The organism is Blautia sp. CAG:237 (assembly GCF_000436615.1).
In the GTDB taxonomy this organism is placed as follows: Bacteria; Bacillota; Clostridia; order Lachnospirales; family Lachnospiraceae; genus Blautia_A; species Blautia_A intestinihominis.
Genome location: NZ_FR886770.1, coordinates 28,191 through 39,476 on the forward strand (window position 1 = coordinate 28,191; position 11,286 = coordinate 39,476).

Sequence of the window (11,286 nt, forward strand, 5' to 3'; positions counted from 1 at the left end):
GTTCAGATACCGGCACCAGCGGGGTGTCTACGCCAAGGACAATACACCGGTCCGCTCCATCCTCTGCTGCTTTATTAAGACAGGCTTCGAGGCCGCCGAGAGGTCCTCTTTCTTTGATCCTGTCCATAACGATCTCTTCTGTGCAGTGTGCGCCGCGATAGCCTGAGACGTAGATCCTGCCAACACCCAGGTCTCTTCCCTTCTGGATCTGGATCTCCAGAAAAGATTTCCCGTCAAGCTTAAGGTCGCTCTTTTCTTTTCCCATGCGGCTGCTGGCTCCTCCTGCCAGAACGATCATTGCAAGTTTGTTTTCGCCCATATACATCCCCCTGTTTCCTTTTCAGCCACCGATCTGTGACATCAGCTTAAGTTCATCCTCGTCGATCGCCTGTGAAGTAAAATGATGCTCGCCCGGTTTTTCCCAGATCACTCTGCGGATCGCCTCAGTCAGCTCCTCGTCGGTGCATCCGTTTCTCATCAGTGTCTTGAGGCTTATTCCGGTCTGATACTGCAGACAGGCTTTGAGATAGCCCTCTGCGGTCATTCTGACACGGTTGCACTGCGAACAGAATTTGTGTGTCATCGCACTGATAAAACCGATCTTTCCCTGAAAGCCTTCGATTTCGTAATAATGGCACGGACCATTTCCGTAGTGCTCTATAACCGGTGTCATCTTGCCATAAGCACTCTCAAGGATCGAACAGATCTCATCTTCTCCCCGGAAACGGAACTCTTTGCCGTATCCGATCGGCATCATCTCGATAAAGCGCACATGGATCGGATAGTCTCTCGCAATCCTGGCAACATCCACCAGATTCTGCGGATCATCGATCACCGGTACACAGTTGATCTTGAGACCGATCTGTGGATATTTCAGAGCCTCCTTCATGCTCTCCAGGACTTTAGGAAGGCCCTCTCTTCGCGTGATCTTTCCGAATGCCTCTTCATTCAGCGTATCCAGGCTGATATTGATATTGTCGATCCCTGACTCTGCCAGTTCTCCGATCTGCTCCCCCAGAAGGACACCGTTTGTCGTCAGCGTTACTTTCTCTATTCCCTGAAGTTCTTTGAGCATCCGTACCAGTGCGGCACTGTTCTTTCTTGTCAGAGGCTCGCCGCCGGTCAGTTTTATTTTTTTGATCCCCAGAGTTGTCATACAGCGGCAGACTCTCTGGATCTCATCGTAGGTCAGGATCTCTCCATGTGAGATCTGGCAGATTCCCTCTTCCGGCATACAGTAAATGCATCTGAGATTGCACCTGTCGGTGATCGAGATCCGAAGATAATCGATCTCACGTCCATATCTGTCTTTCATAGTTAAATTTTCTCCGTTCCTTTTTTATTTTGTCTACCCCACTTTAAAAAGGCTTTTATTGTTTTATATCTTAATTTGTTCTTTTGAAATTCTCTGATTTCTGCTATACTTATCTATAAATATATACAATAAAAACTTTTTAGCATTGGAGAAATTATGCATATTAACGAACAATACCACGATCTTCCATTACTGGAAACACAAACCTATCAGTTCATCGGCAGGGAAGGTGAGATCCTTACCAAAGAAGAACAGGTCCTCAATGAGCATCTGATCGATGTCTATCTCAATGACCAGCTTACCATGAAACTGATCTGTCTCCCGCAGCATCTCACAGAACTCGTCCTAGGACGGCTCCTGACGGAACATATCATCCAGTCCATCGACGATGTCGAGCAGATCTACATCTGCGAGTACGGCAAGCGCGCCAAGGTTTATCTCAAACAGTCTCAAACAACCGATGCAAAGAAAAACACTTCCTTCGTAGAGACCACCCCTACCTGCTGCACCGGCAACCACATCCTGAATGATTATTTCTCATCTGACTATCCGCCGGTTCCTGTCACCCCGATCGAATGGAAACCGGAATGGATCTTCCACATGGCAGACACCTTTGCCGATGGGATGCCGCTTCACGGTGTCACCTTCGCCACCCACAGCTGTCTCCTTGCCCGCAGAGACGAGATTCTTTTTTCCTGTGAGGACATCGGACGGCATAACGCACTTGACAAAGTGATCGGCTATGCTCTCCGTCATCAGATCGACCTTACGGAATGCATGGTCTATTCCAGCGGAAGGATCCCGACCGATATGGCAATGAAAGCGATCTATGCCGGAATTCCGGTGCTTTCCAGCAAGGCATCTCCTACCACAGAGGCGATCGAACTTGCCAAAGCCTATCGCCTGACCCTCGTCTGTGCCGCCAGAAGAGACCGGATGAAAGTCTTCAGTCAGGTCTGATCTTTCTTATCTGTGCAGAAACTGCGACAGGATGCTTCTGTTCGAAACGAAACATCCTGCCGCATCCTCATAGCTACAAATATTCCTTAAAATATTCCTTAAAATATTTCTCAAAAGCCTTCTGGCTTATTTCTTTCATTTCTTCCAGTAATGCTTCATAGCGTCTCATAAACTCACGGCCTTCTTCCGTGATCCTTGAATTTCCTCCGTGCGGTCCGCCGTTATAGCGGTCAAGAAAAGTAAATTCCATCTGTTCCTCCGCCCGGTTCAGAAGCTTCCAGCATTTGGAATAGGACATTCCCATCTTCTTGGATGCCGCATGGATCGTCCCTTCTTCATCAATATACTGAAGAAGATGAAAAAGCCCCGGTCCAAAAAAATCGATATTCTTCGACAGAACGATCTTGGTCTTTATGCCAAGCACTGCGTCCTCGTTCTGCTGCTCCGTTGTAATATTCTCTGTTTTTTCACTCATTCCGCGTTTTGTTACTCCTCATTTTTGCTGTGCTAGTCATTGCCGTCCGGTCTGTCTCTGTCTCCATAAGCAATAAATCCAATCCGACAGAACTTCTGTTTCATTCAGGTCAAAAAATGGCAATTCTTCCGGCAAAGCGCTTCCCGCCGCATCCAGTTCTTCCCTTCGAAGATCCGTCACGATTCCCAGAAGGAATCTCGGATCACAGACAGATCTCGAAGAATTTCCCCGTCGTATGACCTCGATCTTGGGGTATTCCGAATATTTAAAACCCTCCAGCAAGACCACATCTGCCTCAGGAAAGCAGGCGATCAGTTCGTCCGTCTCTGGTGACGGCTGATATTTGACCATCATATATTTTGTCCCGGAAAAAACAAGCGTCCCGCAGGCTCCGGCTTCCCCGAATCTCCAGGTGTCTGTCCCCGGTATATCCGCTTCAAACTCATGCCCGTCATGCTTGATCACAGCAGCTTTAAGACCTTTTTGTTTCAGCTTCGACAAAAGTGATGCGATCAATGTTGTTTTTCCCGAATTTTTGACTCCGCTTACCGCCAGTATCAGCTGACCCTTCTGTTCTTTCATTTCGCTCATCCTGTCACAGAAGAAGAACTTCCGCTTCTTCTCCTGCATGACTTCCGGTCTTTCCCTTCTGCATCTCGATCAGACAGTTACATCCTGCCATGGTCGAAAGGATTCCATTCGAATGGATCTTGGTAGGGATCGTCACGGTTTCTCCGTCTGTGACCGCACGTACATAACGGCGTCCTCCGACACTCTTACCAAAATCATTCGTCAGAGTACATTTCTTCCTTACCGGACGAAGTGTGTCGTCCTGTGTCAGCTTCTGGATCATCGGACGGATCAGAAGATCCACAGATACCGCCGCCCCAAAAGGATTTCCAGAAAGACTGAGCATCGGTGTGCCTTCATAGACAGAAAAAAGCGTCGGCATTCCCGGCTTCATCTCAAGCCGCCAAAAAATCCTCTGTGCTCCCAGGATCCGGACTACCTCGTGCATGATATCCTTCTTGCCTACGGATACCGCGCCCGTTGTAATGATCAGATCTGAAACCTCCGCCGCTTCTCTGACTGCCTCTGCCATATCCTGCGGGTTGTCCGGGATCTTATCGATCCGTGTCAGTTCTGCGCCAAAATCCATCAGTCTCGCTGCAAGGAGACTCTGGTTGCAGTCATAGATCTTGCCCAGTTTCAGTTCTTCTCCCGGCTTCATCACTTCATCACCGGTTGTCAGGACCGCAACTCTCGCCCGTCTTATAACAGGAACTTCTGCCACACCCATGCTGGCAAGGATTCCTATCTCTATAAAACTGAGTTTTGTACCCTTTTTCAGTAAAACTGTACCTTTCTTAAAGTCTTCACCCTGAAAACAGTAGTCCTCCCACTGTTCCATGCTCTTGTAGATCTGTACGGTATCCTCTCCATAATCCGTATTTTCCTGTCTGACGCAGCAGTTACATCCTGCCGGAATCGCCGCACCTGTCATAATACGTACCGCTTCCCCGTGCTGCACGGTTCCGTCAAAATATTCTCCGGCATCAACTTCCCGGATCACTTTGAGTGTGACCGGCTTTTCCGGCAGTGCTCCCGCCAGATCCTCAGCCTTACAGGCATAGCCATCTACCGGTGCACGGTCAAATGGAGGATTGTCTCTCTCTGCTTTCATGTCCTCTGCCAGTATCCTGCCGTTTGCTGAAAGTAAAGACACAGTTTCCGCTTCCTGTACCGCTTTCGTATACATCAGCAATTGCTCAATTGCTTCTTCTACCCTGAGATTTTCCAAAACATTTCTCCCCTGTCCTTCAAACATCGTTTTCCAAACTGGTGTCTGATTAATGATATTTTTTCTCAACAAAATGTCACAATCCTGTTTTCGATTTATTGTAACATATAGACAAAAAAAGCTCAACCTTTTCGCTTCTTTTGAACAAAAAAGCAGAGGATATTTTCGACACCTCTCCGGTCTCTGAAAATATCCTCTGTTCTGAATCATTTATAACATCTGATCTTATGCTTTTTCAATTCGGATCGCACATACTTTGTATTCCGGGATTCTTGCATATTTATCAAGTGCTGCATTTGTCAGCCAGTTTGCATTTCCATCCGGGAAGTGGAATGGCATCCAGGATTCTCCCTTGGATACTTTGGTTCCCACACGGGCGGTGGATTCGATCTGTCCTCGTCTGGAGGTCACACGTACTCTGTCGCCGTTCTTGATTCCCAGTTTCTCAGCATCCTGCTCATTCATTTCGATGAAAGATCTGCCCTCGATCTCCATCAGTTCCGGTGTCTTTCCTGTCATTGCTCTTGTTGTGTAATGATACAGGATTCGTCCGGTCATAAGGATGATCGGATATTCCTCATCCGGAAGCTCTGCTGACGGAATGTACTCTGCCGGATAGAACCATCCAAGTCCTCTCGCAAATTTGCCGACGTGCATGATCGGTGTTCCAGGATGATCCTTGGTCGGGCATGGCCACTGGAGGCCCTTGCCGCCTACTTCTTCGCTGTCCAGACGTGCATGGCTGATTCCGCCGAAGGATGGTGTTACAGATGCGATTTCATCCATGATCTGGGCGGAAGTCAGGTGCGGCTGCGGATATCCCATACGGTTCATCAAATCGATGAGGATATCGGTATCCAGTCTTGCATTTCCCGGAATCGTCACTGCTTTACGCACACGCTGTACACGACGTTCTGTATTTGTAAAGGTTCCCTCTTTTTCTGCATAGCTGACACCTGGAAGGATGACATCTGCATATTCTGCGGTCTCCGTCATGAAGAGTTCCTGGATCACAAAGAATTCCAGGCTTTCCAGTGCCTTGATGATGTGATGTGTATCCGGATCGGTAACAACCGGGTCTTCACCATAGATATAAAGACCTTTGATGTCACCCTTGATCGCTGCCGGGAATACCTCTGTTGCATGAAGTCCCGGATTCGGGTTCAGCTTGGTGTTCCATGCTTTTTCAAATTTGGCAATTACTTCCGGATTGGCTACTTTCTGGTATCCAGGGAAGTCTCCAGGGCTTGCTCCCATATCGCAGGCCCCCTGTACGTTGTTCTGACCACGGAGCGGGTTGACACCACAGCCCTCACGGCCAAGTTTGCCGACCAGAAGTGCCATGTTGGACATGGACATAACACCCTCTGTACCGGTGGAATGCTCGGTTACACCAAGGCAGTAGATGATCGGTGCCTTGTCAGCTTTTGCGTACATGATCGCTGCTTTTCTTAAGTCGTCAGCATCAATGTGGCAGATCTGAGCTACACGTTCTGGTGTATAATCCTTAACGATCTCTTTGATCTTCTCATAACCCTCGGTTCTCTCTGCGATAAATTTGTCATCCTGAAGTCCCTCGGAAATGATCACGTTCATGATACCATTTGCGAATGCAACGTTGGTACCTGGTTTCAGTTTCAGATGAATGTCTGCATGTTTTGCAAGACCGATATCACGCGGGTCAACAACGATCAGCTTGCAGCCGCGCTGTACTGCCTGACGGATCTGCATACCAACGACCGGATGTGCTTCTTCCGGGTTGGAACCTACGAGCATGATCACATCTGGTTTCTTGGTGATATCCTCGATCGGGTTGGTCATCGCGCCGGAACCAAGTGTCATCGCCAGACCTGCTACAGATGCGGAGTGGCATACACGTGCACAGTTATCGGTATTGTTGGTTCCGAAGCAGGTACGGACCATCTTCTGGACCATGTAGATATCCTCGTTCGGTGAACGGGAGCATGCAAAACCAGCCAGAGATTCGGAACCATATTTCTTCTTGATCTCCATAAATTTGGATGCAACCAGATCAAGAGCCTCGTCCCAGGTTGCTTTCTCAAATTTACCGGTTTCTTTGTTCTTGATCAGCGGATCTGTGATCCTGGACGGATGATGTACGAAGTCAAAGCTTCCGCTTCGTCCCTTAACACAGAGAAGTCCTTTGTTTGACGGTCCGTCATAAGCTTCTGTATCTACGATCTTACCGTCCTTGACAAGCAGGTAATACTGACATCCTGTCGCACAGTGCGGGCAGGTAGTAAGGACTTTCTTGTCGATTTGGTATGCACGGTATTTCTTTCTTCGTTTCATGGTGAGCGCACCGGTCGGACATGCCTGTACACAGTTTCCGCAGGACTCGCAGGTGCCGTCTGCCCAGAGACCTTCACCGTTTCCGATCACGGACTGGAAACCACGTTCCAGAGTTGCGATCGCGCCTCTTCCTACGATCTGGTTACAGGTGTTGACACATCTGTGGCACAGGATACAGAGGCTTGGATCATAGGTAAAAAATTTGTTGGAATCATCAATCTCTCCACCGCTCTTCGCTCCTGTATAACTTGATGTTTCTACACCATACTCATAAGCATAGTCCTGGAGTTTACAGTCACCGTTGCCCGGACAGGAGAAACAGTGAGTGTTGTGGTCGGACAGAAGCAGATCCAGTGTCTGTTTTCTTGACTCGACTACTTTTTCTGACATGGTGAAAACTTCGTCACCCTCAGAAACCTGCATCGTACAGGCGGTATCTATTTTTGTTCTTCCATTATTCTTTACTTCAACTACACATAAACGGCAGGAACCGTCCGGCAGTAGATCTTCTATATAGCACAGAGTAGGAATCGTAATCCCTACCTTCTTGGCTGCGTGAAGGATGGTCGTACCCTTCTCGACTTCAACAGGCTTGCCATCAATCGTCAAATGAATCATGTCGTTCCCTCCTTTTCTGCATCTGTTTATTTCACGCCGATCGCACCAAACGGGCAGTTGTCCATACAACTTCCGCATTTGATACATTTGGACGGATCAATCTTGTGCGGCTGTTTCTTCTCGCCTGCGATCGCACCAACCGGACAGTTACGTGCACATTTCGTACATCCTTTACATTTCTCAGGATCGATCTCGTAAACTTTCATTGCCTCACAGACATGGGCACGGCATTTACCCTCTACGATATGTTCGATATATTCGTCACGGAAGTTCTTGAGCGTACTGAGGACCGGAAGAGGTGCACTCTTGCCAAGTCCGCAGAGAGAACGCGCCTGGATGAATTTCGCTGTTTCTTCCAGTTTGTCAAGGTCTTCCATCTCGCCCTTGCCGTCTGTGATCTTCTCAAGGAGTTCGAGCATACGCTTCGTTCCGATTCGGCACGGACCGCATTTTCCGCAGGATTCTCTCTGAGTGAATCCCATGAAGAATTTCGCAACATCGACCATACAGGTGCTCTCGTCCATAACAACCAGACCGCCGGAACCGATGATCGCATTGTATTTCTTAACCTGGTCAAAATCAAGCGGAACGTCCAGATTCTCTTCTACGAGACATCCGCCGGAAGGTCCACCGATCTGAACACCCTTGAATTTACCGCCGCCCTTGAGACCGCCTCCGATATCATAAATGATGGTACGGAGTGTGGTTCCCATCGGAACTTCGATAAGACCGGTATTGTTTACGTTACCGGTAAGTGCGAATGCCTTGGTTCCCGGGCTTCCTTCTGTACCGATGCTTCTGTACCACTCAACACCATTGGTGATGATCATCGGTACGTTGGCATAAGTCTCAACGTTGTTTAATACGGTTGGTTTTGCAAAAAGTCCCTGCTCTACTGTACGCGGCGGTTTCACACGCGGCATACCTCTCTTACCTTCGATAGAAGCTGTCAGGGCACTGCCCTCACCACAGACGAAAGCTCCCGCTCCACGGTTGATGTGGAAATGGATGCAGAAATCTGTTCCGAGGACATTGTCACCGATCAGACCGTACTCCTCTGCCTGTGCGATCGCTTTCTGCAGACGCTCTACTGCCAGAGGATACTCGGCACGCACATAAATATATGCATTCTGTGCACCGGTCAGGTAAGAACCGATCAGCATACCCTCGAGCATCTTGTGCGGGTCACCTTCCATGATGCTTCGATCCATGAATGCACCCGGGTCACCCTCGTCACCATTACATACAACATAACGCTGGGTTTCCTTCTGGCGGGCAACCTGTTTCCATTTCCTGCCGGCCGGGAATCCACCGCCGCCTCGTCCACGGAGGCCGGATTCTTCCATCATATCCAGTGCTGTATCCTTGTCTATGTCAAAAAGTACCTTCTCCAGTGCGGAATAGCCGCCTACAGCGATATACTCCTCGATATTCTCTGCGTCGATATGTCCGCAGTTCTTAAGTACCAGACGCATCTGTCCAGCATAGAACGGAATCGCTTCCTCACTCTGGTAAACCTGTCCGTCCTTATGATACAACAGTCTCTCGATCGGCTGTCCCTGGCAGATCGTCTTCTCATAAATTTCTTCGCAGTCTTCGACTTTGACCTTGATATAGAGGATTCCGAGAGGCTCGATCCTCATCAGAGGTCCCATCTCACAGAATCCGTGGCATCCGCTCTTTCTGATCTCAGGATGCGGAACTTCTCCCTCAAATTCTACAGAAACCTGTCCGTTTCCCTCGGACAGTTCTTTCATCTTGTCATAAATTTCCTTGGAGCCGCTGGCAATACATCCGGTTCCTGCACAGACCAGGACGCGGAGCTTCGCTGCATGCAGACGTTCCTCTGCTTCTTTACGCAGGTTCTGAAGTTCTTCTCTGTTATGTAAAAACATTACTCGGCACCTCCCTCTCGCAGTTTGTGGATCAGCTCTACTGCCAGATCCGGAGTCATCTTCGGATGAACATCGTCATTGACCATCATGACCGGTGCAAGTCCGCATGCACCCAGACAGGATACGATCTCTACAGTAAAAAGCATATCATCTGTGGTGTGCTTCTTGTCATTCAGTCCAAGCTCCTTCATCAGGGCTTCTCTGACCGGTACAGATTTCCTTACATGACAGGCAGTTCCGTCACATACCTTGATCACATATTTACCTTTTGCTTCGAATGAAAAATTCTCATAGAATGTTGCCACACTATATGCTCTTGAACGGGTTACCCCGATCTCATCTGCTACATAGTTCAGAAGTTCTTTCGGCAGATAACGATACGCTGCCTGGATGTCCTGCATGATCGGGATCAGAGAATCCGGCTTGCGTCCATAAACAGCGATGATCTCATCTGCCTTATCATAGTATGATTTGTCTAACATTCAGTTCCCTCCTTTTCACGTTCACTGTGTTTTTGCATTGCTCCCACATATATTTTTATTATAGAAGATGTTTTTTCATATTTCAAGTATTTTTTGTGTATTTTGCTTATTTTATCCCTGATTTTATAGTTATTTTTTGTATAATTTTGCAAAACAACTCGGTAAGTTATAGTTAACTCGACATTTTTTCAAAATAATGCACAAAAAGACACTGAAATGTCTCTTTTCATTCCAGTGTCTTTGTCTGTTGATATTTCTTGATTTTATGGCAGCTTACTGCATACCGAAGGATTTCCCACGAAGCGGAAGTCCCGCCAGCTCTGCCAGTCTCTTTACGCCCATCTCTGCCGTGGAGACAGCGCTCTCCACATGGTTAAAATCTGTCGCGCTGTAATCAAACAGGATATTTCCCTGTGCCTCAAATTCATCGTCACAGTCCCAGAAATAGAACCGCATTGGTTCGCATTCAAAAGCATTGATCTGGTAGCCGACATCTCCCTGCGGAAGTTCTGTACCGTTCAGCTTAAGAAAAGCCTCCTTAAGTTTCTTCGCATGGCCGGAAAAAGTCGCTGCGAACACATCCGTCACACCGATCTTGTATGCAGGCCCAAAAGGTCTCGCATCACGAAGATCCGCAAACGGCACCCACTTGTCCATGAAGGAAGCATTTTCCTTGACATAGCCGAGAAGGGTGTAGATATTCAGCATCTCCGTCGCATTTGCTTCGCCTTTTCCATCCAGGCAGTCGATCCTGCCATCATCCAGGCGGATCCCAAACGGGACTCCGAAGTGTGTGATCTTGAGATAACCGTCCTCTTCTTTCAGTTCAGGAAGTCTTTTCTTTAATTCTTCTTTGTCCATCTGAAGAAATTTCTCTGCCCATTCGCTGCAGAGTTTTATATAATTGGATACTTTTTCGTTTGTTTTCATGATGATTTTACCTTGTTCCACAGATCTCCGTATACCTGATCCGCCTCTGTTCCAAGATACTGGAAAGTTTCCAGATTGTCATACTTGGAAAGATCCGGGAAAGCGATCTCACTGTTTCGGATGGATTCATCCTCGATCAGCTCTCTTGCGGCCTCATTCGGTGTGGAGTAAGTGATATATTCAAAGTTCATCAGCGCAATGTCCGGTCTGCAGAGGAAGTTGATGAATTTTTCTGCATTTTCCTTGTGCTCTGCATTCTTCGGAATTACCCAGGAATCGATCCAGATATTGGAGCCTTCCTTCGGGATCACGTATTCCAGGTTCGGATTTTCTTTCTGTGTGTAGATTGCCTCGCCGGAATAGATCACGCCAAGAGCTGCCTCGTTTCCGATCATCTTGTCACGCACCTGATCGATGACATATGCCTGCACCAGAGGTTTCTGCTCGATCAGAAGGTTCTTGGCTTCCGTCAGTTCATCAAGATCGGTGGAGTTCAG

The 11,286-nt window shown here is 48.0% G+C and carries 11 protein-coding genes; 1 reads left to right on the forward strand and 10 read right to left on the reverse strand.

What is annotated here, in order from left to right:
• On the reverse strand, positions 1–319 hold a 319-nt coding region (gene mobA / locus QZL69_RS13160; protein WP_291519752.1), incomplete at its 3' end, for a molybdenum cofactor guanylyltransferase.
• Between the two features lie 21 nt (positions 320–340).
• A complete protein-coding gene (gene moaA, locus QZL69_RS13165) occupies positions 341–1,315 on the reverse strand; it encodes a GTP 3',8-cyclase MoaA (protein ID WP_022215655.1) in 975 nt (324 codons plus the stop codon).
• A gap of 156 nt (positions 1,316–1,471) precedes the next feature.
• Here moaA and fdhD point away from each other — a divergent pair, with 156 nt between their 5' ends.
• Entirely contained in the window at positions 1,472–2,275 is an 804-nt protein-coding gene (fdhD, locus tag QZL69_RS13170) for a formate dehydrogenase accessory sulfurtransferase FdhD (RefSeq protein ID WP_022215656.1), read from the forward strand.
• Between the two features lie 73 nt (positions 2,276–2,348).
• Here fdhD and QZL69_RS13175 read toward each other — a convergent pair whose 3' ends face one another.
• The 8 genes from QZL69_RS13175 to QZL69_RS13210 all read right to left on the reverse strand — a co-directional run.
• Positions 2,349–2,750: a winged helix-turn-helix domain-containing protein gene (locus QZL69_RS13175; protein WP_022215657.1), complete on the reverse strand. Its 402-nt coding sequence runs from the start codon at positions 2,748–2,750 to the stop codon at positions 2,349–2,351.
• A 36-nt stretch (positions 2,751–2,786) separates the two neighbouring features.
• Positions 2,787–3,332, reverse strand: a complete 546-nt coding sequence (gene mobB / locus QZL69_RS13180) for a molybdopterin-guanine dinucleotide biosynthesis protein B (RefSeq protein WP_022215658.1) — start codon at positions 3,330–3,332, stop codon at positions 2,787–2,789.
• A 13-nt stretch (positions 3,333–3,345) separates the two neighbouring features.
• Positions 3,346–4,551 carry a molybdopterin molybdotransferase MoeA gene (locus QZL69_RS13185; protein WP_118251488.1) on the reverse strand — a complete coding sequence of 402 codons (1,206 nt, stop codon included), beginning with the start codon at positions 4,549–4,551 and terminating at the stop codon, positions 3,346–3,348.
• Positions 4,552–4,776: 225 nt separating this feature from the next.
• Positions 4,777–7,482 carry a formate dehydrogenase subunit alpha gene (gene fdhF / locus QZL69_RS13190; RefSeq protein ID WP_022215660.1) on the reverse strand — a complete coding sequence of 902 codons (2,706 nt, stop codon included), beginning with the start codon at positions 7,480–7,482 and terminating at the stop codon, positions 4,777–4,779.
• A gap of 26 nt (positions 7,483–7,508) precedes the next feature.
• Positions 7,509–9,377: an NADH-ubiquinone oxidoreductase-F iron-sulfur binding region domain-containing protein gene (locus QZL69_RS13195; protein ID WP_022215661.1), complete on the reverse strand. Its 1,869-nt coding sequence runs from the start codon at positions 9,375–9,377 to the stop codon at positions 7,509–7,511.
• Positions 9,377–9,859, reverse strand: coding sequence for a complex I 24 kDa subunit family protein (locus tag QZL69_RS13200; protein WP_022215662.1), 483 nt, complete (start codon positions 9,857–9,859; stop codon positions 9,377–9,379). Before QZL69_RS13200 ends, QZL69_RS13195 begins: the two co-directional genes overlap by 1 nt.
• A gap of 273 nt (positions 9,860–10,132) precedes the next feature.
• A complete protein-coding gene (locus tag QZL69_RS13205; RefSeq protein ID WP_022215663.1) occupies positions 10,133–10,789 on the reverse strand; it encodes a DUF3786 domain-containing protein in 657 nt (218 codons plus the stop codon).
• Positions 10,786–11,286 (reverse strand): extracellular solute-binding protein (locus QZL69_RS13210; protein WP_291519760.1); only part of this gene is annotated, 501 nt, incomplete at its 5' end. The genes QZL69_RS13210 and QZL69_RS13205, both read right to left, overlap by 4 nt.

Excerpts from the sequence above, each read along its gene's own strand:
- fdhD (WP_022215656.1), top strand. The coding sequence starts at position 1,472 with ATGCATATTAACGAACAATACCACGATCTTCCATTACTGGAAACACAA.
- moaA (WP_022215655.1), bottom strand. The coding sequence starts at position 1,315 with ATGAAAGACAGATATGGACGTGAGATCGATTATCTTCGGATCTCGATC.
- QZL69_RS13205 (WP_022215663.1), bottom strand. The coding sequence starts at position 10,789 with ATGAAAACAAACGAAAAAGTATCCAATTATATAAAACTCTGCAGCGAA.
- QZL69_RS13175 (WP_022215657.1), bottom strand. The coding sequence starts at position 2,750 with ATGAGTGAAAAAACAGAGAATATTACAACGGAGCAGCAGAACGAGGAC.
- mobB (WP_022215658.1), bottom strand. The coding sequence starts at position 3,332 with ATGAAAGAACAGAAGGGTCAGCTGATACTGGCGGTAAGCGGAGTCAAA.
- QZL69_RS13200 (WP_022215662.1), bottom strand. The coding sequence starts at position 9,859 with ATGTTAGACAAATCATACTATGATAAGGCAGATGAGATCATCGCTGTT.
- QZL69_RS13195 (WP_022215661.1), bottom strand. The coding sequence starts at position 9,377 with ATGTTTTTACATAACAGAGAAGAACTTCAGAACCTGCGTAAAGAAGCA.
- fdhF (WP_022215660.1), bottom strand. The coding sequence starts at position 7,482 with ATGATTCATTTGACGATTGATGGCAAGCCTGTTGAAGTCGAGAAGGGT.